This is a genomic window from Methylobacterium sp. J-043, assembly GCF_022829505.1.
In the GTDB taxonomy this organism is placed as follows: Bacteria; Pseudomonadota; Alphaproteobacteria; order Rhizobiales; family Beijerinckiaceae; genus Methylobacterium; species Methylobacterium extorquens_A.
Genome location: NZ_JAKSYB010000026.1, coordinates 172,753 through 199,143 on the forward strand (window position 1 = coordinate 172,753; position 26,391 = coordinate 199,143).

At 68.8% G+C, this 26,391-nt stretch carries 27 protein-coding genes and 1 pseudogene; 16 read left to right on the forward strand and 12 right to left on the reverse strand.

What is annotated here, in order from left to right; translation table 11 throughout:
• The first annotated feature begins 67 nt into the window (after positions 1-67).
• Positions 68-1,288, forward strand: coding sequence for a hypothetical protein (locus tag MKK50_RS03235; RefSeq protein WP_499020475.1), 1,221 nt, complete (start codon positions 68-70; stop codon positions 1,286-1,288).
• Here MKK50_RS03235 and MKK50_RS03240 read toward each other — a convergent pair.
• Together MKK50_RS03240 and MKK50_RS03245 are read right to left on the reverse strand one after the other, a co-directional pair.
• Entirely contained in the window at positions 1,276-1,701 is a 426-nt protein-coding gene (locus MKK50_RS03240) for a GtrA family protein (RefSeq protein WP_499020347.1), read from the reverse strand. The two genes, MKK50_RS03235 and MKK50_RS03240, sit on opposite strands and share 13 nt — an antisense overlap.
• Complete coding sequence (locus tag MKK50_RS03245; protein WP_499020348.1) at positions 1,701-3,251, reverse strand: UbiA family prenyltransferase; 1,551 nt, start codon at positions 3,249-3,251, stop codon at positions 1,701-1,703. Before MKK50_RS03245 ends, MKK50_RS03240 begins: the two co-directional genes overlap by 1 nt.
• A 542-nt stretch (positions 3,252-3,793) precedes the next feature.
• Here MKK50_RS03245 and ribH point away from each other — a divergent pair.
• The 4 genes from ribH to MKK50_RS03265 all read left to right on the forward strand — a co-directional run bounded on the left by ribH (position 3,794) and on the right by MKK50_RS03265 (position 6,233).
• On the forward strand, positions 3,794-4,315 hold the full coding sequence (gene ribH / locus MKK50_RS03250) for a 6,7-dimethyl-8-ribityllumazine synthase (protein WP_253371109.1): 522 nt from the start codon (positions 3,794-3,796) through the stop codon (positions 4,313-4,315).
• Positions 4,312-4,833: a transcription antitermination factor NusB gene (gene nusB / locus MKK50_RS03255; RefSeq protein WP_499020349.1), complete on the forward strand. Its 522-nt coding sequence runs from the start codon at positions 4,312-4,314 to the stop codon at positions 4,831-4,833. Before ribH ends, nusB begins: the two co-directional genes overlap by 4 nt.
• Before the next feature lie 5 nt (positions 4,834-4,838).
• Complete coding sequence (gene thiL / locus MKK50_RS03260; RefSeq protein ID WP_499020350.1) at positions 4,839-5,816, forward strand: thiamine-phosphate kinase; 978 nt, start codon at positions 4,839-4,841, stop codon at positions 5,814-5,816.
• 201 nt (positions 5,817-6,017) lie between these two features.
• Positions 6,018-6,233 carry a hypothetical protein gene (locus tag MKK50_RS03265; protein WP_499020351.1) on the forward strand — a complete coding sequence of 72 codons (216 nt, stop codon included), beginning with the start codon at positions 6,018-6,020 and terminating at the stop codon, positions 6,231-6,233.
• Positions 6,234-6,309: 76 nt separating this feature from the next.
• Here MKK50_RS03265 and MKK50_RS03270 read toward each other — a convergent pair whose 3' ends face one another.
• The 3 genes from MKK50_RS03270 to MKK50_RS03280 all read right to left on the reverse strand — a co-directional run bounded on the left by MKK50_RS03270 (position 6,310) and on the right by MKK50_RS03280 (position 8,751).
• Complete coding sequence (locus MKK50_RS03270) at positions 6,310-7,155, reverse strand: SDR family oxidoreductase (RefSeq protein ID WP_499020352.1); 846 nt, start codon at positions 7,153-7,155, stop codon at positions 6,310-6,312.
• 17 nt (positions 7,156-7,172) lie between these two features.
• Positions 7,173-7,352, reverse strand: a complete 180-nt coding sequence (locus tag MKK50_RS03275; RefSeq protein WP_056202595.1) for a DUF1328 domain-containing protein — start codon at positions 7,350-7,352, stop codon at positions 7,173-7,175.
• A 73-nt stretch (positions 7,353-7,425) separates the two neighbouring features.
• Positions 7,426-8,751, reverse strand: coding sequence for a chloride channel protein (locus MKK50_RS03280; protein ID WP_499020354.1), 1,326 nt, complete (start codon positions 8,749-8,751; stop codon positions 7,426-7,428).
• A gap of 301 nt (positions 8,752-9,052) precedes the next feature.
• On the opposite strand from MKK50_RS03280, the gene MKK50_RS03285 reads away from it, so the two are divergent.
• On the forward strand, positions 9,053-9,490 hold the full coding sequence (locus tag MKK50_RS03285) for a DUF3429 domain-containing protein (RefSeq protein ID WP_253371120.1): 438 nt from the start codon (positions 9,053-9,055) through the stop codon (positions 9,488-9,490).
• Positions 9,491-9,496: 6 nt separating this feature from the next.
• Here the strand turns inward: MKK50_RS03285 and pdeM are convergent, their stop codons facing one another.
• Genes pdeM through MKK50_RS03300 form a run of 3 tightly spaced genes read right to left on the reverse strand, consistent with a single transcriptional unit; the run spans position 9,497 to position 13,758 of the window.
• Entirely contained in the window at positions 9,497-10,210 is a 714-nt protein-coding gene (gene pdeM / locus MKK50_RS03290) for a ligase-associated DNA damage response endonuclease PdeM (protein WP_499020355.1), read from the reverse strand.
• A 41-nt stretch (positions 10,211-10,251) separates the two neighbouring features.
• Entirely contained in the window at positions 10,252-12,768 is a 2,517-nt protein-coding gene (locus tag MKK50_RS03295; RefSeq protein WP_499020356.1) for a ligase-associated DNA damage response DEXH box helicase, read from the reverse strand.
• Between the two features lie 39 nt (positions 12,769-12,807).
• Entirely contained in the window at positions 12,808-13,758 is a 951-nt protein-coding gene (locus tag MKK50_RS03300; protein ID WP_499020357.1) for an alpha/beta hydrolase, read from the reverse strand.
• Positions 13,759-13,980: 222 nt separating this feature from the next.
• Here MKK50_RS03300 and MKK50_RS03305 point away from each other — a divergent pair, with 222 nt between their 5' ends.
• From MKK50_RS03305 to MKK50_RS03340, 8 genes are all read left to right on the forward strand, one after another.
• A complete protein-coding gene (locus tag MKK50_RS03305) occupies positions 13,981-14,349 on the forward strand; it encodes a DUF6460 domain-containing protein (protein ID WP_499020358.1) in 369 nt (122 codons plus the stop codon).
• Between the two features lie 156 nt (positions 14,350-14,505).
• On the forward strand, positions 14,506-15,903 hold the full coding sequence (locus MKK50_RS03310; RefSeq protein ID WP_499020359.1) for a heterodisulfide reductase-related iron-sulfur binding cluster: 1,398 nt from the start codon (positions 14,506-14,508) through the stop codon (positions 15,901-15,903).
• 333 nt (positions 15,904-16,236) lie between these two features.
• Positions 16,237-16,623, forward strand: a complete 387-nt coding sequence (locus tag MKK50_RS03315; protein WP_253371132.1) for a response regulator — start codon at positions 16,237-16,239, stop codon at positions 16,621-16,623.
• A 140-nt stretch (positions 16,624-16,763) separates the two neighbouring features.
• Complete coding sequence (locus MKK50_RS03320) at positions 16,764-18,059, forward strand: O-acetylhomoserine aminocarboxypropyltransferase/cysteine synthase family protein (RefSeq protein WP_499020360.1); 1,296 nt, start codon at positions 16,764-16,766, stop codon at positions 18,057-18,059.
• Positions 18,060-18,066: 7 nt separating this feature from the next.
• Positions 18,067-18,615, forward strand: coding sequence for a L,D-transpeptidase family protein (locus tag MKK50_RS03325; protein WP_499020361.1), 549 nt, complete (start codon positions 18,067-18,069; stop codon positions 18,613-18,615).
• Between the two features lie 514 nt (positions 18,616-19,129).
• Positions 19,130-20,815 carry a methyl-accepting chemotaxis protein gene (locus tag MKK50_RS03330; protein ID WP_499020362.1) on the forward strand — a complete coding sequence of 562 codons (1,686 nt, stop codon included), beginning with the start codon at positions 19,130-19,132 and terminating at the stop codon, positions 20,813-20,815.
• A 119-nt stretch (positions 20,816-20,934) separates the two neighbouring features.
• The gene (locus MKK50_RS03335; RefSeq protein ID WP_499020363.1) at positions 20,935-21,948 is read left to right on the forward strand and encodes a zinc-dependent alcohol dehydrogenase family protein; all 1,014 of its coding nucleotides are present in this window, start codon (positions 20,935-20,937) and stop codon (positions 21,946-21,948) included.
• A gap of 29 nt (positions 21,949-21,977) precedes the next feature.
• On the forward strand, positions 21,978-22,319 hold the full coding sequence (locus MKK50_RS03340) for a hypothetical protein (RefSeq protein WP_499020365.1): 342 nt from the start codon (positions 21,978-21,980) through the stop codon (positions 22,317-22,319).
• A 3-nt stretch (positions 22,320-22,322) separates the two neighbouring features.
• Here MKK50_RS03340 and MKK50_RS03345 read toward each other — a convergent pair whose 3' ends face one another.
• The 4 genes and pseudogenes from MKK50_RS03345 to MKK50_RS03360 all read right to left on the reverse strand — a co-directional run bounded on the left by MKK50_RS03345 (position 22,323) and on the right by MKK50_RS03360 (position 24,297).
• Positions 22,323-23,060 (reverse strand): RNA methyltransferase, encoded by a 738-nt coding sequence (locus MKK50_RS03345; protein ID WP_499020366.1) that lies wholly within the window; start codon positions 23,058-23,060, stop codon positions 22,323-22,325.
• 72 nt (positions 23,061-23,132) lie between these two features.
• Positions 23,133-23,387, reverse strand: a complete 255-nt coding sequence (locus MKK50_RS03350) for a type II toxin-antitoxin system RelE/ParE family toxin (protein WP_499020367.1) — start codon at positions 23,385-23,387, stop codon at positions 23,133-23,135.
• Positions 23,384-23,643, reverse strand: a pseudogene (locus MKK50_RS03355) (type II toxin-antitoxin system ParD family antitoxin). Before MKK50_RS03355 ends, MKK50_RS03350 begins: the two are co-directional and overlap by 4 nt.
• Positions 23,644-23,748: 105 nt before the next feature.
• Positions 23,749-24,297 carry a formaldehyde-activating enzyme gene (locus tag MKK50_RS03360; protein ID WP_133090371.1) on the reverse strand — a complete coding sequence of 183 codons (549 nt, stop codon included), beginning with the start codon at positions 24,295-24,297 and terminating at the stop codon, positions 23,749-23,751.
• Positions 24,298-24,479: 182 nt separating this feature from the next.
• On the opposite strand from MKK50_RS03360, the gene MKK50_RS03365 reads away from it, so the two are divergent.
• Both MKK50_RS03365 and MKK50_RS03370 read left to right on the forward strand, forming a co-directional pair.
• Entirely contained in the window at positions 24,480-24,992 is a 513-nt protein-coding gene (locus MKK50_RS03365) for a hypothetical protein (protein ID WP_499020369.1), read from the forward strand.
• Between the two features lie 144 nt (positions 24,993-25,136).
• Positions 25,137-26,351 (forward strand): NADP-dependent isocitrate dehydrogenase, encoded by a 1,215-nt coding sequence (locus MKK50_RS03370; RefSeq protein WP_499020371.1) that lies wholly within the window; start codon positions 25,137-25,139, stop codon positions 26,349-26,351.
• Positions 26,352-26,391: the final 40 nt, after the last annotated feature.

Here is a 26,391-nt window from a genome sequence, read left to right on the forward strand (position 1 = left end):
ACTTAACCCTTCCCATCAAATCTCCCGTGTCGATTCGGGATCGTTTCGTGAGAGGGCGGTGGCCACCATGACGGTTACAGGACGCCGCGACCGGGTGTTGGCGGTGCTGACCGCGCTGAGCGGTGCCCTCCTCCTCGCCCTCCTTCTGGGGCGGGGGGCGCTGCGCGATGCCGGCTTCAACTCGCACGGGGCGCTCGCCGACGCGTTCCTGCACGGCCGGCTCTGGGTCGAGCGCTGCCCCGAGATCGATTGCGCCGTGTTCGAGGGGCGCACCTACATCATCTTCCCGCCCCTGCCGGCACTGCTGCTGACGCCGTTCGTCGCCCTGTTCGGCTTTCCCGGCTTCAAGGGCTTCGTGCTTCTCGGCCTGGGCCTGTCGGCCCTGAGCCTCTTGGCCTGGAGCCGCATCTTCCGCGCGCTGGAGGTCGAGCGCGGGCAGGCCTTGTGGCTGCTCGCCGCGCTCGCCTTCGCGAGCCCGCTCTATCAGGTCACGCTACGCTCCGATGGCGTCTGGTTCTTCTCCCAGACCGTCGGCTTCCTGATGATGACGCTGAGCCTTTGGGCGGTGATCTGTCGGAGTTCGCTGCCGCTCGCCGGATTGTTCGTCGGCCTCGCTTTCCTGTGCCGGCAGATGGCGATCTTCTACCCGCTGTTCCTGCTGGTTCTCGCTCTGCCCCGCGGGCGCCCGCTGCTGGCGAACCCGGCCTCGGTGGCGAAATCCGCGATGCTGGCGGGCCTGTCCGTCGCGGCCGCCCTCGCCGTCTACTGCGCCTACAACGCCGCGCGCTTCGGAAGCCCGTTCGAGACCGGCTACGCCTTCATCCACAATCCCGGCCAGGAGAGTTTCATCTGGCGGCGTATCACCGAGGGCGGCCTGTTCTCGCGCGATTACCTGCTGTTCAACACGCTCTACCTGTTCCTTCAGGGAATTCATTTCGAGTTCGGCGGCCCCCGGCTGACGGAACTCGTCGGCTTCGACAAGGCCGGCACGGCACTTCTCGTGGCGAGCCCTTGGCTGCTGCTGGTCTTCTACGCGCGGCTCGACCGGGTCTTCGCCGCCGGGGCGGCGACCATCGCGGTCATCGCCGGGATCACCCTGTTCTACCACTCGAACGGCGCCGAGCAGATCGCGACCCAGCGCTACGCCCTCGATTGGCTGCCGATCCTGATCGTGCTGATGGTGCGCGGGGAACGCCCGGCGGCTTTCGCCGCCCTGCCGATCCTCGTCACCTGGGGCGTCGTCGCCAATCTCGCCGTTGTGACGCTACTGGCCGTCTACAGGCTCTGAGGCGCGTCGCGCGGGCCCGAGGCGAAGGTAAGGAGCCGGTGTCCGAGATAGTTCGCCACAGCGCCGACGGCGATGCCGACGCCGTGGCCGAGGGCTTGGCGCGCGGCCGGCTCCCAATCCGGCAGCAGGCCTTTCAGGCCGTCGATCATCAGCGTGCTGACCGCGAGGACGACGGCGGCGCCGATAGCGTTGACTGCGAGGAACAGGGCAAGCTGTCCACGCAGCGAGCCGCGCGCGGCCGCCCGGAACACGAAGGCGCGGTAGAGCCAGAAGCCGGCGGCCATGCCGATGCCGTAGGCCACGATCAGGGCCGCCTCGAACGGCAGCACCAGCGAGAGCAGAATCCGGGCGAGCCAGTTGATCGCCGCCGCCGAGCCGCCTGCGATCAGGAAGCGGACGACCTCGCTTCGCATCACGGCACGAACCCCTGCGGCGGGAGGCTGGGCAGGAGAGCGGGCGGCAGGCCGAAGGCCGCCACCGCGAAGGCGAGACCGGCCACACCCGCGAGCACGAGGCTCGGGCGGTCCTTGACCGCGAAGGCGACCGGGTCGTCGTGGAGCGCGTCGCGGCCCGCCAGCAACCAGACCCGGCCCATGAACAGGACGAGGATCAGCGGGAAGCTCCACAGGGCCAGCGGCGCGGCGAGCACCGCGTGGCGGAACGCCTCGTTGGCGAGATACAGGATGAAGATGACAACGCTGGCGAGCCCGGAGGCGATGCCGAAGGCCAGCACCACCGGCTCGTCCGCCGGCTCATAGCCGCGCCCGGCGATGGTGCCGGCCTGGCCCCGCCGCGCAGCCCCGCGCAGCTCGGTGTGGCGCTTGGCGAAGGACAGCGAGGTGAACAGGAACATCGAGAAGGTCAGGAGCCAGGGCGACCACGCCACCGAGACCGCCGCCACGCCGACCGCGATGCGCAGCGAGAACAGACTCCCGAGCGTCAGCGCGTCGAGCATCGGCACCCGCTTCAGCCACGCGGAGTAAGTCAGCGTCAGGGCGAGATAGGCGAGCACGCCGGTCAGCACCGCCGCCCCGGCCCAGGCCGCAACCGCCAATCCGCCCGCGAGGCCGAGCACCAGCGCCGCCAGACCGGTTGCGATCGGAAGCCGGCCGCTCGCCAGGGGGCGCTCGCGCTTCGACCAGTGTGCCCGGTCGTGGGAGAGGTCGAGCAGATCGTTCAGCAGGTAGCTTGCCGAGGCGACGAGCCCGAGCGCGAGGAAGGCCAGACCTGCGCTCCCCCAGGCCTGCGCCTCCCCTGCCCGGCCGCCGAGGACGAGCGGGAGGAAGACCAGGGCGTTCTTGGCCCATTGGTGCAGGCGCAGGGCCTTGAGCAGCGCGCGCGAACGCGAGGCGGCGGGAAATTCCTCGACCGGCTTGCCCAACCCCTTGCCGAGCCGCCGCGCCGCGCGGAGCACGGGACCGGAGGCGCCCACGACGATCACTCGCCCGGCTGCGGCCCAGACCGGAAGGTCTGCCGCGGCATCCCCCGCGTAGTCGAAGCCCTGCGGGTAGAGCGCCCGGAGCTGCGCGGCCTTGGCCTCCCCTTTGAGGTTCCGCACCCCGTCGCTCGCCACCACCCGGTCGAAGACGGGAAAGCGCCGCAGGGCGCGCAGCGCCATCAGCTCGTCGGCGGCGGTGGCGAGCACGATGGGCTGGCCCGCAGCCTTTCGCGCCTCGATATGCGCGAGCAGCGCCGTGTTGGCCGGCAGGGTCGCGACGTCGAGCACGGCGCCTTCCGCGATGCGGCGCTTGAAGAAGGCCCGGCCCCGCGGCAGCCACAGCAGCATCAGGAGCAGCATCAGCGGGTTGCGCCGCAGCAGCGCGATGATCCCTTCCAAAAGCAGATCGGTGCGCAGTAGCGTGCCGTCGAGGTCGATCACCAGCGGCACCGGCCGCGGGGCCGAGACCCCGTCCTCGATCAGGATCGGAGCCGTCTCCACCCTTTGCGCGTGCGCCGTCGCCATGCTGGATAACCCCCGTTTCCAGTGCGGGATCGATGGTCGAGCGCCCGCAACCTTGCGTTCGACAATCTATCGCCGGGATCGACTTCGGGCGGGTTAATGGATGTCATCACAGGTTGTGGCGGCGAGACTTCGGCTCCATTTGATTGATCAAACCTTTCCATTTCGGCTGAAATGCGCCTGTCGCTGCTCCGGCGCACCGGGCCTGCGCCCCGTCCGGGGTGCTCGCTTGCAGGCGATCACGCCGTTTCCCGTCCGGCTTCAAGCGCTAAAGCATCATCCTGAAAGGTGGCTTCCGGCTTTCGGAAAAAGATGATGCAAAAACAAAAGGCTAGAGCATCGTCCCGGGCCCGATATCCAGGACGATGCTCTAGCGACCTTCGTTTTCCCTCCGCATGGCGCTCTTCGCGCCCGGCGGAGGGCGTCGTCGCTCTTCGAGCAATTGTCCGGCCTGCGTCCCGTGCCGCTTGTGGAGCCCGCGGCACTTGCGCTAACCCTCCGGCCCGCCCCGAACATTCGTGAACTCGCCTCGGAACGACAGTCGCATGGTCTCCCAACGCCGGGACGCGGACGCGCCCAAGGATACGTCCGAGAGCATCCTCGAGAGTCTGGCCGGCACCCGCGTGCTGGTGGTCGAGGCGCGCTACTACGACGACATCGCCGACGAATTGCTGGCGGGCGCCCGCGCGGCGATCGAGGCGGTCGGCGCCGAGGCGCGGGTCTTCACGGTGCCGGGTGCGCTTGAGATCCCCGCCGCCATCGCGATCCTGATGGAAGCCGGCCGCAAGGCCGGCGGCCCCTACGATGCGGCGGTCGCGCTCGGCTGCGTCATCCGCGGCGAGACCGGCCACTACGATATCGTCGCGGGCGAGAGCGCCCGCGCGCTGATGGACCTTTCCGTGGCCGAGCACCTGCCGCTCGGCAACGGCATCCTCACCGTGGAGACCATGGAGCAGGCGCTCGCCCGCGCCCGGGTCTCCGAGATGAACAAGGGCGGCGGTGCCGCGGAGGCGGCTCTGAGCCTCCTCGCCATCAAGCGCGCCGCCAACCTGGAACCCGCCCGATGACTGAACCTGCCGCGACACCGGCCCAGCCGAAGCCGAACGCCCGCACCGGCGCCCGCCTCTCCGTGGTGCAGGCGCTCTACGAGATGGAGATCTCGGACAAGGGCGTGATCGAGGCGCTCGCCGAGTTCGAGGCGTTCTGGATCGGTCAGGAGATCGACGGCGTCGTCCACCCGCCGGCCGAGATCGCGTTCTTCCGCGACGTGCTCCGCGGCGCCGTGGAGGAGCAGCGCGCCATCGACCCGAAGCTCGATACGGCGCTGGCCAAGGGCTGGCCTCTGCGCCGGCTGGAGGCCGTGCTGCGCGCGATCCTGCGGGCGGGCGCCTACGAACTCATGTTCCGCCGCGACGTGCCGGCCCGCGCCGCGATCTCGCAATATGTCGAGGTCGCCTACAGCTTCTACGGCGGTGACGAGCCCGGCATGGTCAACGCGGTGCTCGACCGGGTCGGGCGCGAGGTGCGCTCCACCGAGTTCGGCATCCCGGCCGCTCCCGGCTCGGTGACGGCGAAGAAGGGCTGACCGGCATGGCGCGCGCGGGCGAAGAGGCGCTGATCGCGCGCTACTTCGCGCCGCTCAGCGGCCCCGGCGCCGAGAACCTGCGCGACGACGCCGCGAGCATGACACCGACGCCCGGCCACGACCTCGTGGTGACGACCGACGCCATCGTGGCCGGCGTGCATTACTTCCCCGACGACCCACCCAGCTCCATCGCTGCCAAGGCGCTCGGCGTGAACCTGTCGGATCTGGCCGCCAAGGGCGCCAGCCCGCGCGGCTTCCTCCTGACCCTCGCTCTGCCGGACGACTGGACCGAAGCGTGGCTCGCGGATTTCGCCGAGGGCCTCGGCACGGCGAGCCGCGCCCATGGCTGCCCGCTGCTGGGCGGCGACACCGTGCGCTCCGGCGGCCCGGCGCTCATCGGCGTGACCGCCTTCGGCGAGGTGCCGACGGGCGCAATCCTGCGGCGGCAGGCGGCGCGGGCCGGCGACCGGCTCTGCGTCAGCGGCACCATCGGCGACGCGGCTTTGGGCCTCGCCCTGCGGCTCGTGCCCGATCCCGCGCTGGCACCGCTTCACCGCGATACGCTCCTCGATCGCTACCTTCACCCGCGCCCGCGGCTGGCGCTCATCCCCGTGCTGCGTCGCCACGCCCGCGCGTCCATGGATGTCTCGGACGGACTTGCGGGCGATCTGACAAAGATGTTCGACGGCACCGGCCTGACCGCCCGGATCGACGTACCGGCGGTGCCGCTCTCACCGGCGGCGCAGGCGGCCATTGCCGGCGATGCACGCCGGATCGATACGGCCCTGACCGGCGGGGACGATTACGAGATCCTCTGTGCGGTGCCGCCCGATGCCGTGAGCGCGTTCCTGGCCGAGGCGCGGGCCGCCGGGGTGCCCGTGGCCGAGATCGGCACCGTGGAAGCCGGCGACAGACCGCCGCGCTTTCGCGATGCGCACGGGCGCGCGATGGATTTCGCACGCGCCTCGTTCAGCCACTTCTGACATGCCATCGCCGCTGACTGCGTGAATCAGGCAGTGCGAGGCCGAAGTTCTGTTCTGACGGATCGATTTTGAGAAATACACATTTGTCGTGTGGCAGTATAAGATTATAATATTTTTATAAATTGATGCATTGTGCAGTTATCCGTTGCGTCGGTTCGAGAGTGCTGCATTATATTTGGGTCGACGCAGGAGATCTTACCGATGCAGCATGTTTCCAAGTTCCTGATCGCTGCCGCCGTCGTGGCGGGTGCCGCAGCTCTGCCCACGATCGTACAGGCCGAAAGCGCCAAGGGGAGCAAAGCCGAGCCTGCGAGCGCGGCGACAAAAAATCAGGCGAGCGTCGACGAGTTCGAAGAGAACCGTCGCGCCCACATGCAAAAGAGCAAGGAGAACAACACGAAGAAGGGGGCCGAGTAGGCCTGCCTCACGGAAACCCTGATTGCGGCGGCGGGCATTCTTTAAGGGACACGACAATGTCCGCCCGGAGGCCGGGTCAGGTCTCGATGCCGGCTTGGCGCCGGCTCAGGGCCCAGACCCGCTCCTGCAACGCCTCGTTCCGGCTGAGGGCGGACGAGGCGGTCTCGCGGCTCTTGGCGAAGTATCGCCCGCTCACGCCGTCGAGTTCGGGCGCGGTGGCGACGTGGAGCGAGGTCTTGGCGCCGGCCTCGGTCGAGATCAGGAACGGGCGGATCAGGCTCCAGGCGAAGCCGAGCCCGCCCCTCGTGTTCTTGGCAAAGTCGCTCGCCACGACGCCCGGATGCACCGCGTTGACGGTGATGCTGCCGACAGCCAGACGCCGGGCGAGCGCAGTGGTGAACAGCACGTTGCCGAGCTTGGCCTGGGCGTAGGCTTTCATCGCCGAATAGCGGCGCTTGCCGCCGAGGTCGTCGAAGTCGATGCGCCCGCGGGTATGGGCGGCGGAGGCTAAGTTGACGATGCGGGCGCGGGGTGCAGCTTCGAGCGGGCGACGCAATTCGTGCGTCAGCAGCACGTAGGCGAGATGGTCGAGGGCCCAGGTCTGCTCGATGCCATCGATCGTGACGTGGCGCTCCGAGAAGATCGCGCCGGCATTGTTTACGAGAAGGTCGAGGGCGGGGTAGCGCGCGCTTACCTCGCCCGCGAGCCGGCGGATCTCGGCTTGGCTCGACAGGTCGGCGAGAAAGACGTCCGCCGCGCCGCCGGTCTCCCGGCGCAGATGCGCGGCGGCGCGTTCCGTACGCTCGCGGTCGCGCCCGACGAGGCCCACCCGCGCCCCGAGGCGGGCGAGCCCCAGGGCCGTCTCGGCGCCGATCCCGGAGGAGGCGCCGGTGACGAGGGCGGTGCGACCGTCGAGGCGCACGGGATCGAGCCGGCGGCTCAGAACACCGCCTGACCGATGGCCAGCGCGATCACCACGATGACGATGGCGAGCACGAGGAAGAGGCCGAACAGGATGCGGGCGATCGAACTCGCGCCGGAGGCGATGCCGGTGAAGCCGAGGCCGCCGGCGACGAGCGAGATCACGAAGGCGATGGCGGCCCATTTGAGAAGCGTCATGGCAGTTCACTCCGAAACAAAAGCGGAGCAGTAACGGTCAATGGGCCGGCGGCGTTCCGTCGCGGCCCGCGCTTTACGCGCTTCGTTCTCCGGCCGCCCGACGCAACAGCACCTCCGCCAGGGTGTGATAGAGGCCGCCGCGGCAGACCAGCTTCGACACCGCATCCGCGATCAGCGCCGCCAGCATCAGCGGGATCATCATCGCGTGGTTCTGGGTCATCTCCGTGACGATGACGAAGGAGGTGATCGGCGCCTGGAGCACGCCGGTGAGGTAGGCGGTCATGCCGATCAGCACCAGCGCGCCGACCGGCACGCCCGGCAGGAACAGGCTCGCCTCCGCGCCCAGCCCGGCGCCGACGGCCAGCGACGGCGCGAACAGACCGCCAGGAATGCCGCTGATCGAGGACAGGACGGTCGCCAGGAACTTGAGTAGGGCGAAGTCCCAGCGCGGGTCGCCCCCGGCATGGAGGAGTGCCCGCGCCTCCTCGTAGCCGGTGCCGTAGACGGTGCCGCCGGAGGCGAGCCCGCACAGGGCGACCCCGAACCCGCACGAGGTCGCGAACAGCACGGGATGGCGCCCGATCATCGCGCCCGCCCGTCCCGGCAGGCCGCGGCCGAATGCGATGACGATGCGGCTGAACAATCCGCCCGCGAGGCCGCCCGCGACGCCGAGCAGCGGCACCGCGAGCCAGCCGGCGGCCAGCGAGAGTTGCGCGTCGGACGTGCCGAAATAGCTGTAGTCGCCGAGGATCGCGAGCGAGGTCAGTCCGGCGGCGACGATGGTGGCGACGATCAGCGCGCTGCCGCGGCTGTCATAGGCCCGGCCGAGTTCCTCGATGCCGAAGACGATGCCGGCCAACGGGGTGTTGAAGGCCGCCGCCACCCCGGCCGCACCGCCCGCGAGCAGCAGGCCCCGCATCCGCTCCGGGCTCAAAGTCCCGAAGGCGGCCATGATCGCCGCGCCGACCTGCACGGTCGGCCCCTCGCGGCCGATCGAGGCGCCGCACAGGAGGCCGAGGCACATCACGACGATCTTGCCCGCCGCGACCTTGAGCGAGATCAGCGCATCGCGCGCGGACCCGGCATCCAGGGCGCGGGCGGCGATCACCTGCGGGATGCCCGAGCCCTGCGCATTCGGGAAGACAGCACGGGCGAGCCACGCGGCGAGCGCGAAGCCGGCCGGGCACAGCAGAAGCGCCAGGGCGGGAGAGACGTGGAGCCCATGGCGGAACACCTCCTGCGCCGCATCGGCCGCCTTGGCCATCAGCACCGCGGCGAGGCCGACGCAGACGCCGCCTGCCAGGAATAGGCTCCGTCGGCGCCAGGTCGTCCACGCATCGCCGGAGGCACCGCGCAGCCGCGACAGGGCTGGTCTCAGATCCGTGGGTCGCAGCGGCATTTGGATGGATCAGGCAAGGGATGGGCCGTGTCGCCGACACCCTGCCCGTGAAATCGGCGCAGGGCCATCGCTGCGGCGCGATGATCCGGCCCGAACGTCCCCTCCGATGGGGAGGATGACACCGGGCGCTGCAACAAATGGTCCCGGTTGCGGGATGGATGAGGATCTGCGCGTTTAGAAAGCTTCACGACATCCCCGGCTTCCGGTGACCCATGTCGGGTCTCGAGTAGCCGACAGTCGACGCGGGCAAGGCGCGGATCCGGCCGAACCGGGCCGCGCGGCAAGCAGCCAGGGAGACGGCATGGGGCGGCTGACCACGGTACCCGCGAGCGCGGTCCTTCTCGGTATCGCGGGGTTGATTCCGTTCGTGGGCTTTGCGGCCCTTTCGGTCAGCGGCACGGATGTCGGGCTCGGCACCATCGGCCTGTCGCCGCGCACCATCCTCTCGGCCTACGGGGCGGTGATCGCTTCGTTCCTCGGCGGCATCCGCTGGGGCGCGGCGGCGGCTCGGGATGCGGGCTGGCGCGATTACGGACTCGCGATCGTGCCTTCGCTGCTCGCCTGGGCGGCGCTCGCCGCGCCGCCGCCTTGGGATCTCCGGATCCTCGGCGCGCTCGTGCTGCTGTGGGGCATCGTCGATCAGGACCTTCCCCGCCGCGGCATGGTCCCGGTCTGGATGGGCCGCCTGCGGTTGGCCCTGTCGGCGGTCGCGGGCGCGGCGCTGCTAGTGGCAGCGTGACACGGTTCAATCCCGCCCGAGCATCGTCCGGCCGATGGCGAAGACGCGCCCGTCCCCGAGCAGGTAGGCCGTAAACCCGTTCGGGAAGAGCGGCTCGAAGACGGCGTCGCGCACGTTGAGGCCGCCCGTGTAGGCGCCGAAGGCCGGCATGACGAGGCGGTGTCCGTCGCTCACGAAGCAGCGGCGGCGCACGGAGCGACCGCGCATGGTGACCTTGCCGCAGGGGTGGAGATGGCCGGCGATCTCGCCTGCCGCGGCGCCTGCCAACGGCTCGTGCCGCAACGTCAGGCCGCCGATGGAAACCGTCTCGCAGTAGCGCCCGCCGACGCCCTCGCTCACCGCCGCGTCGTGGTTGCCGGCGATCCAGACCCAGTCGCGGCCTTCCTGAAGCGCGGCAATCATCGCCCGGTCACCGGGCTCCATCCGCTCGGGGCCGCGGGCATCGTGGAAGGAATCGCCGAGCGCGACCACGCAGGCCGGATCGAGCCGCTGGATCACCTCGTGCAGAAGGCTCAGGGTCTCGCGGGTGTCGTAGGGCGGCAGGAACTGGCCGGAGCGGGCGGCGAAGGACGAGCCCTTCTCCAGATGGAGATCCGATACCACCAGGGTGCGGTGTTCGGGCAGCCACAGGGCGCCGGTTCGGTCGAGGCTCAGCGCCTCCCCGGCGAGCGCAAGGTCGGTGCCCTTCACGGTCTTCTCGAGTCTCTGGCCGAGTGCCAACGTTGTTTTCCCAAGCTTCGTGGAGGAGGCGGCACGCCGCGTCAGCCGAGCGCCTCTTGGAGAAGCTCGGCTTCGGCCTCGGCCAGGATCTCGTCGGCCCCCTCTCCGTAGACCCGCTCGCGCCCGATTTCGAGCATGACGGACACGGAGAGCGGCGAGACCCGGTCGAGCGCCCTATGGGTGATTCGCCCCCGGATCCGCCTCAGCATCATGCCGAGGCGGGTCACGTCGAGGAGTCCGGTTGCCGCATCCTGCCGCGCGGCGCGCAGGAGCAGGTGGTCGGGCTGGTGGCGGCGCAGCACGTCGTAGATCAGGTCGGTCGAGATCGTTACCTGCCGCCCGGTCTTCTTCTGGCCGGGAAAGCGCCGCTCGATCAGCCCGGCGATCACCGCGCATTGCCGGAAGGTGCGCTTCATCATCGCCGACTCGTCGAGCCAGGCCTCCAAGTCGTCGCCGAGCATGTCCTCGTCGAACAGGGCCTCCATGAAGCCGGGCGAGAGGGCGGCGCGCTCGCTCAGATCCTTCGTGCACCAGATGGCGATGCCGTAATCGTTGGCGGCAAACCCGAGCGGGCGCAGCCGGGCGCGCTCCAGGCGCCGGGTCAGCAGCATGCCGAGCGTCTGGTGGGCGAGCCGCCCCTCGAACGGGAAAGCGGTGAGGTAGTGGCGCCCGGCCCGCGAAAACGTCTCGACCAGAAGGTCGCGCTCGCCCGGCAGCACGGAGTGGCGGCGCTGCTGCGCGAGGTAATCCGCGAGCTGGCGCGGCAGGCGGTCCCACTCGAACGGGTCGGCGATGATCGCCCGCACGCGGGCGGCGAGGAAGGTCGAGAGCGGGAACTTCGAGCCGGCATAGGAGGGGATCGCCGGATCGGTGCCGGGCCCGGCCCGCGTGACGAGGCATTCGTCCTCGGCCAGCCCCTCGAAGCGCAGCACCTCGCCCGCGAACAGGAAGGTGTCGCCGACGGTGAGCGTCTCGGCGAAATCCTCCTCGATCTCGCCGAGCGTCCGCCCGCCCTTCGGCAGCACCGTGCCGGGCTTGGCGCGCAGGCTGCGTGCCATGCGCACCTTGATGTGGGTCGATTCGACGATGGTGCCGATGTTCATGCGGTATTGCTGCGCCACCCGCGCGTCCCGCACCCGCCACTTGCCGTCGGCGCCCCGCAGGATCTTGGCGAAGCGCTCGTAGGCGCGCAGTGCGTAGCCGCCGGTGGCGACGTAATCGACCACTGCCTCGAAATCCTCCCAGCTCAACGTCGCGTAGGGCGCGGCCGAAATCACCTCGTCGTAGAGTTCGAGGGGATCGAAGGCGTCGGCGCAGGCCATGCCGAGCACGTGCTGGGCGAGCACGTCGGGGGCGCCGAGGCGGGCGTCGGGGGTGTCCTGGGCGGCCTCCTCCACCGCGTCGAGAGCGGCGCGGCATTCCAGCATCTCGAAGCGATTGCCGGGGACGAGATAGGCCTTGGATGGCTCGTCCATGCGGTGGTTGGCCCGGCCGATCCGCTGCATGATCCGGCTCGCGCCCTTCGGCGCGCCGAGATTGACCACGAGATCGACATCGCCCCAGTCGATGCCGAGATCGAGCGTCGCGGTGCAGACGATGGCGCGCAACTGCCCCGCCGCCATTGCCGCCTCGACCCGGCGGCGCTGCGTGGCGTCGAGCGAGCCGTGATGCAGGGCGATGGCTAAGGTGTCGTCGTTGAGTCGCCACAGCTCCTGAAAGGTGTACTCGGCCTGGAGCCGGGTGTTGACGAAGACGAGCACCATGCGGTGCGCTCGGATCAGGTCGTAGATCGCCGGCATCGAGTGCCAGGCGGTGTGGCCGGCGAGCGGGAGCGTCCGGTTCACTTCGAGCATGTGCAGGTCGGGCTTGGCGCCACCCTTCACCACGACGAGCTCGGCCCGGCGGTCCTCGCCCGGCACCTGACCGACGAGGTACTTCCGCAGTTCGTCCGGCTCGCGCACGGTGGCCGAGAGGCCGATGGCGCGGGCCTCCGGCGCCAGCCGTCGCACGCGGGCGAGGGCGAGGGCGAGGAGATCGCCGCGCTTCGAGGTGACGAGCGCATGCAACTCGTCGAGCACGACCGTCTTCAGCCCGGCGAAGAACGCCTCCGCCTCGCGGTGGGCGAGCAGCAGCGAGAGCTGTTCGGGCGTCGTGAGCAGGATGTCGGGCGGGCGCTGGATCTGGCGGGCGCGCTTGTGTGCCGACGTGTCGCCGGTGCGGGTCTCGACCGTGACCGGCAGTTCCATGCCCTCGATCGGCGCTTCGAGGTTACGGGCGATGTCGACCGCCAGCGCCTTGAGCGGCGAGACGTAGAGGGTGTGGAGCCCCTTCGCCTTGCTGCCCTTGCTCCCTTCCTTGCCCCCTTGCCGCTCGCTCAGCTCGACCAGGCTCGGCAGGAAGCCGGCCAGCGTCTTGCCCGCTCCCGTGGGGGCGACGAGCAGCGCCGAGCGCCCGCCCCGGACGGTCGCGAGCAGTTCGAGCTGATGCGGGCGGGGGGACCAGCCGCGGGAGGCGAACCACGCGGAGAAACGCGGCGGAAGGTCTGGGGGCGCTGGCACCCGGCTCAGGTAGGACGTGCGCGGCGCGGCGTCACCGCGTCACGCCAGCGCCATCAGGAAGCGGTCGATCAGCTCCAGGGCCCGTTCGGTCAGCGCGCTGGGGTAGCGCACGAAGACGTGGCAGCCGCCGGCATAGACCGCGGTGTGGCCGCCATTGTTGGCCGCCGCCCAGCGGGCCGACATGTAGAGCGTGTCGTCGAGCAGCGGATCGGCGGTGCCGACGGTGAACAGGGCCGGCGGCAGGCCCTTCAGGTCGGCGTAGAGCGGCGACACGTCGGGCCGGCGCCGGTCGATGCCCTCACGCACGTAGCCGTCGGCGAAGCGCTTGAGGTCGGTGGTGTTGATGACGAGGCGTTCCTCGCCCCAGAGCCGCACGCTCGGGGTCAGGCCGAGATCGAAGAAGCCGGCATTGAGGTTGGCGCCGCGGAAGGCGCGGGGCAGGTTGTGCCGGTCACGCAGGCGCAGCAGCGTCATCACCGCGAGATGCGCGCCGACGGATTCGCCGCCGATGGTCAGGGGGTGGACGCCGAGTTCCGCCCGGCCGGGGCCGGCGAGCCAGAGTGCGGCGGCCTCGCAATCCTCGAGCGCGGCGGGATAAGGATGCTCGGGCGCCAGCCGGTACTCGACCGAGAGGCAGACGAAGCCGCAGGTGTCGGCGATACGCTCGAGCCAGGGGTCCTGCTCGTCGGCCGCGCCCCAGACCCAGCCGCCCCGGTGGATGTGCAGGTAGGCGCCCCGTGCCTTACCCTGCGGGCGGATCACCCGCAGTGCCAGCGGGCCGGCGGGCCCTTCGATGGTCAGGGTCTCGGCGCGCGGGCTGCGCGGCATGGCGGGGGAGGCCTGCGTGCCCGCCCGGCGGCGCGCGCGCACCTGCTCGATCGGCAGCGACCATGGGTCGGCCTGGGCGGCGTGGGCGGCCACGATCTCGGCATTGAGCGCCTTCGTCTCGGCATCGATGGTCGCCGGGTCGAACAGAGCGTGGTCGATCATGGCCGGAATCAGGTCGCGCTTTATGGGGTCAACGGGAGCCGGCAGGGCCGGATGAAGCCTGCCATCTTGAGCGGAACGTTCGAGGATGCCATCTGGCTGCTACCCCGAATGCGTCGAATGATGCGGCGGCGTCCCGGTTTCGCAGAGGTGTGGCGAAGCAGCAACGGCGTTGCGAGGGTGCCATGACCCATCGTGCCAAGGCCCAGCAAGGATATCGGCAGAATGATCGGCGATCACGACTCGCGGCGCCGCGCCCCGCTCGACTCCGGCGCCTACCCGGCCGATCCGCGCGTCGATCCACGCTATGGGGGCCCCCGCCGACGCTCCGGCCTCAACCGTTTCCTCGGCGGCTCGCCCGCGGCGGTGCTCGTGAAGCTGCTGTTCCTGTCCGTGCTCGTCGGTGCGGTCATGGCGATGTTCGGCCTGACGCCGGGCCTGCTGTTCTGGCAGCTCTACGATTTCACCCGCTCCTTGATCGACCTCGGGCTCGACACCTTCCACGATTTCGGTCGCTGGATCCTCGCGGGCGCGGCGGTGGTGGTGCCGATCTGGTTGATCGCCCGCGTGCTCACCGTCTCGCGGGACCGGTGACGCCGGCTCGCCGGGTCGATCCCACCGAACCGGCGCGCCGGCCCTCGGTGTGAGGGCGTGCGACACAGCAACAGCTTAGAACCGTTCCGATTGCCTCGCCCGCGCGAACGGTTCTAAGACTCGAGCGAGAAGCAAGAAACCGCATCGAGGCGTGTCGTGCAGACCAATTTCGCCCCCGAGCAGCTCGCCGACCCCGCCATGGCGGCCTCGGAGAAGATCCTGCGCACCTGCGTGCATTGCGGATTCTGCACCGCGACCTGCCCGACCTACCTCCTGCTCGGCGACGAACTCGATTCACCCCGCGGCCGCATCTACCTCATCAAGGACATGCTGGAGGGCGGCAAGCCGGCGAGCCGCGAGGTGGTCAAGCACGTCGATCGCTGCCTCTCGTGCCTGTCCTGCATGACGACCTGCCCGTCGGGGGTGCACTACATGCACCTTGTCGATCACGCCCGCACGCATATCGAGAAGACCTACGCGCGCCCGCTCTCCGACCGCGCCTTGCGCGCGGTGCTTGCCTTCGTCCTGCCCTACCCGAACCGCTTCCGGCTTGCCTTGCTCGCGGCCAAGATCGGGTCGCCGTTCCGGCCGCTGGTCGCCCGTCTGCCGCGGGTCGGCAACCGGCTCGCGGCGATGCTCGACCTCGCCCCGGCGCAGCTGCCGAACCGCAACCGCACCGACCGGCCCGGTACCTTCCCCGCCGACACGTCGGCGCAGGAGATCAGCGACCTCTTCCAGACCGGTGAGGACAAGGCGCCGGCCAAACGCCGCGGCCGGGTCGCGCTGCTGCGCGGCTGCGCCCAGAGCGTGCTGCGGCCGGACTTCAACGAGGCGGCGATCCGCCTGCTCAACCGCCACGGGGTCGAGGTGGTCCTGCCCAAGGGCGAGGGCTGCTGCGGCGCACTGACCCACCACATGGGCAAGGAGCACTCCGCCCACGGCCACGCCAAACGCACGATCGACGCCTGGATCGCCGAGATGGACGGGCCCGGCCTCGATGCCATCGTCGTCACCGCGTCCGGCTGCGGCACGACGATCAAGGATTACGGCTTCATGTTCCGCGACGACCCGGCCTATGCCGAGAAGGCTGCGCGGGTCTCAGGTCTCGCGAGGGACGTGACCGAGTACATGGCCGAGATCGGCCTGCTGCCGCCGGTGGAGGATACCGACCTCGTGGTCGCCTATCATTCCGCCTGCTCAATGCAGCACGGGCAGGCCATCCGTACCGAACCGAAGACCCTCCTCAAGAAGGCGGGCTTCACGGTCAAGGACGTGCCGGAGGGCCATATCTGCTGCGGCTCGGCCGGCACCTACAACATCCTCCAGCCGGAGATCGCCGCCCGGCTGCGTGACCGCAAGGTCGCCAACATCGAGCGCGTCCGGCCCGACATCATCGCCACCGGCAACATCGGCTGCGCGACCCAGATCGGGAAGGGCACCGACATCCCGATCCTGCACACGGTCGAACTGCTCGACTGGGCGACCGGCGGGCCGCGGCCGGAGGCGCTGGAGCGTCTGTCGGTGCGGCCGGCCCCCGTCCCGGCGCATGCCTGATACGGTCCCCGCTTGATCCAAGCGGGGACCGTATCATCAAGCCCGCGTAGCCCTTGAGGAGGGTACCCATCGCGCCAGCGCGATGGGTACCCTCGAAGCCCAAATCCGCCATCCCGAAGGGATCAAACGGATTTGGTATGAGACCAATTCACCGTGCGTCAGACGGACGCTCGCCGCCCCGCACTTGCGAGACAAACGGGGTCATCGCCGGTCGATGTAAGGTCAAGGTTGACTATCCCGCTCTGCACAATTGCGGGTCGTCCCTTCCTTGACCTCGCTGCAGGTGCGAATTAGGCCCGCAACCAGTGTCGGTCCGAAATCGTTTGCAGGCTTATGACAGAGAACCCGACAGAGTCGCCCGTCGTCCTCCTCGTCGAAGATGACGGTCTGCTGCTGATGGAGGCCTCCGACACGCTGGCGGAGGCCGGTTTCAACGTCATCGAAGCGCATCATGCCGACAAGGCGCTCGACCTGCTGGAGGGCCGGCCCGATGTCGGGATCGTCATGACCGACGTCGACATGCCGATGGGCTCGATGGACGGCTTCGCCCTGGCCCGCCTCGTCGCCCACCGCTGGCCGGAGATCCCGGTGCTGATCGTCTCAGGCATGGGAACCCCCGGCCCCGGCGACATGCCCGACGGCGCACGCTTCATCCCCAAGCCCTACGCGCCGACCATGCTCGTGCGCACCCTTAAGGCCTGCCTCAAGAGCGCGGCCTGACCGCGTTCCGCAGACGTTGCGCGCATGGCCGATGCGCGCAGGGGCCAATCGCGGGTTTCGCCGCGGGTCGTTTCGCGGCAGAAGGCGCGTGAGAGCGGCGTACTCCGCGCGCCGACAGACCGATCAGTTCAGGTCCCGCCATGACCGCCGAGCCAAAAACCCTCCGCTTCGCCACGCAGGCGGTCCATGCGGGCGCCGCCCCCGATCCCGCCACCGGCGCGCGGGTGCAGCCGATCTACTTCACCAACGGCTTCGTCTTCGACTCGACCGAGCAGGCCGCCGACATCTTCGCCATGCGCAAGACCGGCTTCTCCTATTCGCGCGGCTCGAACCCGACGGTCGCCGCGCTCGAGCGCCGGGTTGCCGCGCTGGAGGGCGCCAAGGCGGCGGTCGCCGTCTCGTCCGGGCAGTCGGCGGTGCTGCTGGTGATGATGACGCTGATGCAGACGGGCGACGCCTATGTCGCCTCCCCGCGTCTGTTCGGCGGCTCGCTCGGCCTGATGCGCCGCCTCGAAGGGCGCTACGACCTGACGCCGCACTTCGCCGCGGACCTGACGCCGGAGGCGTTCGAGGCCGCGATCACGCCGCAGACCAAGGCGATTATCTGCGAGTCGATCGTCAATCCCTGCGCTACGGTGATGGATATCGAGGGTATCGCCGCGGTCGCCAAGCGCCACGGCCTGCCGCTCGTCATCGACAACACCCTGGCCTCGCCCGCCCTGATCCGCCCGATCGAGTACGGCGCCGACATCGTAGTCCACTCGACCTCGAAGTTCCTCGGCGGTTCGGGCCAGGTGATCGGCGGCATGATCTGCGATGCTGGCACCTTCGATTGGAAGGCGCAGGGCTCGCGCTACAACCTCATCAACGATCCCTGGCCGGACTATGACGGGCTGATCGTCAGCGATCGCTTTCCCGAGATCAGCTTTGCCGTGGCTTGCCGCCTGTTCGGCCTGCGCGACCTCGGCCCCGGCCTCTCGCCGATGAATGCCTTCCTCACGCTCACCGGCATCGAGACCCTGCCGCTGCGGATGGCCCGCCACTGCGCCAACGCCAAGGCGGTCGCCGCCTACCTCAAGGACCATCCGGCCGTGGAGTGGGTGAGCTATCCGGCGCTTCCGGGCCAGAAGGGCGAGGCGCTGGCCAACCGCTACGTGCCGCAGGGGCCGGGCTCGATCTTCACCTTCGCACTGAAGGGTGGCGAGCCGGCGGCCCTGGCGTTCATCGCGAACCTGGAACTGGTCTCGCACCTCGTGAACATCGGCGAGATCAAGTCGCTCGTGATCCATCCGGCCACCACGACCCATCGTCAGCTCCGCCCCGAGGAGCGCGCGGCGGCCTGCGTCGGCCCCGAGACCGTACGTCTCTCGATCGGCCTGGAGGATCCCGAGGATCTCATCGCCGATATCGAGCAGGCCCTCGCGAAGATCGGCTGACGCCGCGATGGGACGGCGCGGGCGCATCGCTGTTGCGATCGGCGGCCTCGCCGTCCTCGGCTCCGGTGCCGTCGTCCTCGCCGACTTCCTGCAAGTCGGCCGCACCGAGCCCCCGCTGGTGGCCGAGGCCGAGCGCGCCGACCGCGTTCTCGTGGAGAAGGCGGCGCGCCGCCTGACCCTGCTGCGCGAGGGGCGTGTGCTCGCGACCTACCCGGTGTCGCTCGGTTTCGCGCCGGAAGGGCACAAGGCGCGCGAAGGCGACGGGCGCACGCCCGAGGGCGTCTATGCGATCGCGTTCCGCAACCCGCGCAGCGTCGCCCATCTCTCGCTCAAGGTGTCCTACCCTTCCCCGGCCGATGCGGCGGCGGCACGGGCCGGAGGCTATCCGCCCGGCGGGGACATCATGATCCACGGGCTGATGAACGGCTTTTCCTGGCTCGGCCACCTGCATCGGCTGAGGGACTGGACCCAGGGCTGCGTCGGCGTCACCAATGCCGAGATGCGCGCAATCTACGCCCGCGTGGATGTCGGCACGCCGATCGAGATCAGACCCTGACCATTGCGGCTTACGCGGCTGGCACGATGGATCGACGGAAGAGGATCTGCGCTCGACGCCGGGGTACACCTACCGACTGACTAATTGCGTCGGATGCGGGCCTCCAAATACTTCCAAGTCGATATTGTTTGCTGCGCCTTGGTCTCCGACGTTGGATTTTTGCGATCATTTTGTTTCGCAAAAACGTGCCTTACCCATTGCTTATGGTCAGAAAATCGACCGAATTTCATATGTTGATTTGAGTTACTGAGAAAACTAATCCATAAATCGCTCGGTTGCGAAAGACTCATATTGATAGAGTTCAGAGCTGGTCTACGTCACCCATGGCCTGCAACTGAAGAAAGCTGCGACTTAAGTAGCATCTTCGACCCGCTGAGAGAGGCTTGTCCCAAGTAACGGGAGGGGTCATTTTAATCCTCTCGTTAAGAAATTTCATTTATCACTTTTTTGTCAGCAGACCTGGATGATCCGTGCGCGGCGGACACTTCAGCATCTTACGCGCCTCTCCCCTCCGATGCGCTTCTCTCTCAAAGCTGCTCTCGTTGCCCTGTTCGGCGGGGTCACGCTCATTACGATCGGCCAGGGCGCCGTATCCCTCATGGAGCTGTCGTCGATCCGCCGAGGTGTCGATGCGGTTGCCACCAACTGGCTTCCATCCGTCGTCGCCGTCAACGAGATGGGGACGGCTGCAAGCCAGATGCGCCTGCGGCAGTATCGGATCGTCACGACATCGATCGATCCCGAGGCGCTGGTTGCGAACCGGAACCTTTACGAGCGGGCGGTGGCCGACATGGCGGCGGCGCGCAAGCGCTACGAGCCCCTGATCTCGTCCCCGGAGGAGCGCGCGCTCTACACGCAGTTTTCCGAGCTGTGGTCCCGCTACGATGATGCGAGCCGCCATATCATCGCGATGATGGAGCGGGGCCAGCAGCGGGAGGCCATGGCGGAACTGGTCGGGCCGGGCCTGCTCTCCGTGTACGGCCAAGCGAGCGACGTGATCGCCCGCGCGATCAGCCTCAATCGCGACGGCTCCACGCGCGACGCGTCCGCCGCGGTCGGCAATGTCGAGACCGCTTCGATCGCCGCGATCGTCACGATGGCCATCGCCGTGCTCTTCGCTCTCTTTGCGATGGCGTTCGGCCTGCTGCGGATCTCGCGGCCGATCACCGGCATCACCGGCATGATGGGTGCGCTCGCTGCGGGCGACGTCGAGACACCCGTGCCGTACCGTCAGCGCCGGGACGAGATCGGTGCGATGGCCGCCGCCGTCCAGGTGTTCAAGGATAACCTGATCCGCACCCGCGCCCTGGAAGCCGAGACGGCGCTCGCCCGCGCTTCGGCCGAGGAGCAGCGGAAGGCCGCGATGCGGGCGATGGCCGACAGCTTCGAGGCGGCCGTCGGCGGGATCATCGGCAGCGTGACCTCGGCGGCGACCGAGTTGCAGGCGACGGCCCAGACCATGTCGGGAACCGCCGACGAGACGGCCTCGCAATCCGTCACCGTGGCCTCCGCGGCCGAAGAGGCGGCGACCAATGTGGGGACCGTCGCGGCCGCAGCGGAGGAACTTGGCGCCTCCGTGCACGAGATCGGCCGGCAGGTGGCCAGCTCGTCCGACCTCGCCCAGGCCGCGGTCGGCGAGGCCGACCAAACTGCCGGTCTGGTCCAGAACCTGTCGAGCGCGGCTGCCAAGATCGGCGACGTGGTGTCGATGATCTCGACGATTGCCGGGCAGACCAACCTGTTGGCGCTCAACGCCACCATCGAGGCGGCCCGTGCCGGGGAGGCTGGCCGCGGCTTCGCGGTGGTCGCCGCCGAGGTCAAGGAACTCGCCAACCAGACCGCGCGGGCAACCAGCGAAATCGCGCAGCAGATCGGCACGATCCAGGTCGCGACCGATCAGGCGGTCTCGGCCATCGGCGGCATTTCCGGCCGCATCCGCGAGATCAACGGCGTCGCCACCGGCATCGCCGCGGCGGTCGAGCAGCAGGGCGCGGCGACGCAGGAAATCGTGCGCAACGTCGCCCAAGCCTCGACCGGCACGGCCGAGGTGACGAGCAACATCGCCGGCGTCGCCCGCGCCTCCGAAGAGACCGGCGCGGCGGCGGGCCAAGTGCTCGGCGCGGCCTCCGAGTTGTCGCGCCAGTCCGAGCAGCTCTCGGCGGAGGTGAGCCGCTTCCTGGCGACGGTGCGGGCAGCCTAAACGAGTCCGAAGCCCGGCGGACGGGTTGGCGTGTCGTGACGAAGAGGTCGCCTTCGGGCGGCCTCTTTCCCATGTTCGCCTGCGTCCGACCCAGATGCGAAACCGCAGGAGAGACCGCCATGCGCGCCTACGAGATGTCCGCCGCCGCCGGCCTCGACAGTTGGAAGAGTGCCGAGCGCCCGACACCCGAACCGGGCCGCGGGCAGGTTCTGGTGCGAATCCGTGCGGCTTCCCTCAATTACCGCGACCTGCTGATCTGCCAGGGCCGTTACCCGTTCGCGGTCAATCTCGACCGGTTGATCCCGCTCTCGGACGGGGCCGGCGAGGTCGTCGCGCTCGGCGAAGGCGTACGCCGCTTCACCGGCGGCGAGCGGGTCGCCGGCATCTTCTCGCAGAGCTGGCTTGGCGGCGCGCAGGTACCCGACACGTGGCAGACCGCGCTCGGCGGCGCCATCGACGGGGTGCTGACCGAGTATCAGGTGTTCGACGAGGACGGGTTGGTCACGCTGCCCGATCATCTCAGCTTCGAGGAAGGGGCGACTTTGCCCTGCGCGGCCGTGACGGCCTGGAATGCACTCTACGGGCTGAAAGCTCTGCGGGCCGGCGAGACGGTGCTGACGCTCGGCACCGGCGGCGTCTCGATCTTCGCGATCCAGCTCGCCCACGCGGCCGGGGCGCGGGTCATCGCGACCTCGTCGAGCGATGCCAAGCTGGAGCGGGCCCGCGCGCTTGGCGCGCACGAGACCATCAACTACCGCGCCCATCCCGATTGGGAGAGCGAGGTGCGCCGGCTGACCGGCGGAACGGGCGTCGATCACGTGGTCGAGGTCGGCGGCACCGGGACGCTTCCGCGTTCCATCGCCTCGACCCGGCCCGGCGGGCATATCGGCTTGATCGGCCTGCTGGCCCAGGGCGAGGCGTTCGACCCGCTGGCGATCCTCGGCGCGAGCTGCATCGTGCGCGGCGTCGCCGTCGGCTCGCGGGAGATGTTCGAGGACATGAACCGCTCGATCGCCCTGCACGGGATCAAGCCGGTGATCGACCGGGTCTACGGTTTCGACGAGGCGCCCAGCGCCCTCAAAGCCTTGGCCGAGGCTGCGCATGTCGGCAAGATCGTGATCCGGATCGATTGATGCTCGGGCGTCGGGGGAAGAGGCGGGTGATGCGCGCAGGCGTCGGATGGGGACTTCTCGCGGCGCTCGTATCGCCGGTGGCGGCGAGCGCCGCGGACGTCACGACGGTGCGGACCGAGTCCTTCCCCCGGCCGCCCTATTCCGGGGCGACTTACTACGTCTACGAGCAGGCAGGCCGGACGATCTGCACCAAGCTCGCCGTCTGCAACAAGTTCGAGCAGTGCGAGACCACCTACGTCCCCGGCGCCTTTCGCGCGCCTGAGGACACCGCCACCGGAGAACCCTACGGGACGACGCCCGCGGTGCCGATCGCACCCGCGTCGCTCGCCAAGCATGTCTGCCTGACGCGCTTCGGATTGGTGCAGCGGTAGGCCCTACGCCTCGTCGCTCTTGCGGGCCTTTCGGTTCAGCGCCCGCAGCGCCCCGCGGAAGGTGCGCACGTCCTGCTCGGTCATCGCCATGCGGTGGAGCATGTCGCGCATGTTGCGGGCGATGATCTCCTGCTTCTCCGGCGGGTAGAAGCCGGCGCCCGCCAGAGTCTCCTCAAGGCTCGCGAACAGCGAAAGCATCGCTTCGCGGGTGGCGGGCGGCGAGAGCATTTCGCCGGAGAAGCGCAGGGTGGCGAGGCCGGCGGCGCGGCGCCACTCGTAGCCCATCAGCAGCACGGCCTGGGCGAGGTTGAGCGAGGGAAATTCCTCCGTCACCGGGAAGGTGACGATGGCGTCGGCCAGCGACACCTCGTCGTTGCTCAAGCCCACCCGCTCGCGCCCGAACATCAGCCCGATCCGCTCGCCGCGGCCGATTCGCTCGGCGGTGGCCGTCATGGCGTCCTCGGGGGCGAAGACCCGCTTCATCTGTCCGCGCTCGCGGGCGGTGGTGGCGAGGAGACCATGCAGGTCGGCGATGGCTTCCGGCAGCGTGGCGTAGACCTTGGCCCCATCGAGCACGTAGGTCGCGCCGGAGGCCGCCTCGCGCACGCCCTTCTTCGGCCAGCCGTTCTTGGGCGCCACCAGGCGCAACTCGGACAAACCGAAATTCGCCATGGCGCGGGCGGTCATGCCGATGTTCTCAGCAAGTTGCGGCTCGACCAGGATGACGACGGGGGCGCTCATGGCCGCCCTCTCGCACGCCGCGATCACAGCCTCAATCCGGGAAGAGCAGCGATTCCCAATCTCGCACCCCACTCATGACGTGCAGGATCTCGATCCGCTCGCTGCGCGCCTGGTGAAGATGAGGTAGGAACCGTAGGAGCGCCGCCGCACGCCGCTATCCGCGTGAAGCGGTACCAGCGGAAAGCTTTCGGGAAACTCAGCGAGTTGCAGGCACCGCTCGAGCAATTGGGTGACGAAGCTGGCCGCCCGGCGCAGATTGTCCTGGGCGATGAAGTCACCGATGCGCTCCAGATCGGCTTCAGCCTCGGCGGTGAAGACGACGATCATGCATCCGGGCCGGACATTGATTCGTATTTGGCGATCAATCGCGCCTTGACGTTTTCGGCCGGTGTCACCCGGCCGGCGTCGGCATCGGCGGTGCCGCGGGCCAAGGCCGCATCGAGCAGCGATAGGCGCTTCTCGCGCTCCTCGACAAGCGCACGCCCTCGCGAAGAACCTCGCTGCGAGAGCCGTAGCGGCCCTCCTTCACAAGCGAAGTGACATAGCTTTCGAGGCGGGCTCCGAGATCGGCGCTACTCGGCATCGTCGCTGCTCCCGTCGCTGCGGAAGCGGGAGGATAACTGTTATCGGGTGTAACGCAAAGGAATGCGCGCCGATGGCAAGGCCACCGACGCGCATTCCAAAATTCTCAGATCTTACCGTCGAGGCCCATCTGGTAGTACTTGTGCACGATCTTGTCCTGGTTCTCTAGGAGCCAGTCGATCGAGGGCTCGTTGGTCATGGCCTTGCGGATCGCCTCGGTCATGCCCTTGCGCTGGATCTCGAACAACGCCTTGTGGTCGATGTTCTCGTCCTGGATCACGCCGGGGCTGAGCCAGACCGAGCAGATGATGCCGAGGTCGTTGGCCTTCTCCTTGGGAATGTAGCCAGCCCGCACCGCATCGAGCACGCCGTTGGCGATGGCGTACTGGACCGTGCCCATCAGGATCGAAGTGTACTTGTTCTCGGTCACGCTCACCTTGGAGACGCACAGCGTCACCGGGCGGACCATGATGTCGGTGTTCAGGAGCGCGAAGACGCGGCTGTGGCCGACGACCTGATCGCCGGTGAGGGTGGCGAGCGCGGTGCCGACCGGCCCGTCGAGCTCGCCGATGATGACCTCGGGTTCGGACGCGGTGTTGGGCGGGCCGCCCGCGACGAGGGCCTCGCCGGCGCGCAGGATGATGCGGTCGCTCATGGTGTGTCCTTCCTCGTGATCGGCCGTTTGTCTTGACGCGCGGGTCGTCGCAGCGCCGGCCGGGTTTGTCCAGGCCGCTTAGCGCGGCCGTGGCGTGCGCTCTTGCGCGGGAGCGACACTCGCTTTGGCCGGTGACCGCGCCGGGTGGCCGCGGCACGGCGCGTCGTTTATGCCCGCCTCCCATGACGGAGACCGGAAACGACCGCGACGGCCTGCGCACCGCCGTGGCGCTGATCGAGATCCAGGGCGGCCTCGTCGGCCTCTGGGCCTTCCTGCATGACCTGATGCAGACCGGTGCCGCGGTGCCGCTCACGCTGCTGCCCGGTGTGCTGTTCATCGGTCTCGTACTGGCGGCAAGCGTGGTCGCGGGCGTGGCGCTGTGGCAGGACCGACGCTGGGGCTACACCCTCTCCGTACCGGTGCAGCTCGCTCAGGTGATCTGGTTCGTGAGCGCAGGGCTCACCGTCCGTATCTCGGCGAGCGGCTGGCTGCTCGCCGACGTCTTTCTCCGCGCGCCTGCCGAGGGCGGGCTCGTGCTCGGGTGGCAGTTCGATGCGGCGCGCAAGGGCGGCTACGCCCTCTCGCTGGCTCCGCGGGAGGATTTCACCCTCGCGCTGAACCTGATCGCCCTCGCCATCCTGATCTGGCTCGGATTTCGCCTGCGCGGCCTGCTGCCGTTCCGCAGGGGCGGGTAACAGTTTCGCGCATCCGAAACCGGCACTTCGAGCCCGGCTTTGTCGCCTTGCTGCGCTGCGTTATAGGGGCGGCGACAGGGTTCCGGAGAGACGCGCGAAGGGCAGCCGGCCGGGCGCGCGGCACCGGGCAACTGAGGGACCGACATGGCGAAGATCAAGGTGGCCAATCCGGTCGTCGAGCTCGACGGCGACGAGATGACCCGGATCATCTGGGCGGAGATCAAGAACAAGCTCATCCACCCCTACCTCGATCTCGATCTCGACTATTACGATCTCGGCGTCGAGCACCGCGACGCGACGAACGATCAGGTGACGGTCGATGCGGCCGAGGCGATCAAGCGCCACGGTGTCGGCGTGAAATGCGCCACGATCACGCCGGACGAGGCCCGCGTCGAGGAGTTCAAGCTCAAGGAGATGTGGCGTTCGCCCAACGGCACGATCCGCAACATCCTCGGCGGCGTCATCTTCCGCGAGCCGATCATCTGCTCCAACGTCCCGCGCCTCGTGCCCGGCTGGACCCAGCCCTTCGTCATCGGCCGCCACGCCTACGGCGACCAGTACCGCGCCACCGACTTCAAGGTGCCGGGCAAGGGCCGCCTGACGATCAAGTTCGAGGGCGACGACGGCACCGTCATCGAGAAGGAAGTGTTCAAGTTCCCCGACGCCGGCGTCGCGATGTCGATGTACAACCTCGACCAGTCGATCATCGATTTCGCCCGGGCCTCGTTCAACTACGGCCTCGCCCGCAAATACCCGGTCTATCTGAGCACCAAGAACACCATCCTCAAGGTCTATGACGGCCGCTTCAAGGATCTGTTCCAGAAGGTGTTCGACGAGGAGTTCAAGTCGAAGTTCCAGTCGCTCGGCCTCGTCTACGAGCACCGCCTGATCGACGACATGGTGGCCTCGTGCCTGAAGTGGTCGGGTGGCTACGTCTGGGCCTGCAAGAACTACGACGGCGACGTGCAGTCGGACACGGCGGCGCAGGGCTTCGGCTCGCTCGGCCTGATGACCTCGGTGCTGATGACGCCGGACGGCCAGACCGTGGAGGCGGAGGCCGCCCACGGCACCGTGACGCGCCACTACCGCGAGCACCAGAAGGGCAAGGCGACCTCGACCAACTCGATCGCCTCGATCTTCGCCTGGACCCGCGGCCTGTCGCACCGGGCCAAGCTCGATGACAACGGCGATCTCGCAAAGTTCGCCGGGACCCTTGAGAAGGTCTGTGTCGATACGGTCGAGGCCGGTCACATGACGAAGGATCTCGCCCTCCTCGTCGGCCCGGATCAGAAGTGGCTCACCACCGACGGCTTCCTCGACAAGGTCGACGAGAACCTTAAGACGGCGATGGCCGTCTGAGGCCCCAGCCTCACCGCCCTCCCCCCACCGAGGGGGGAGG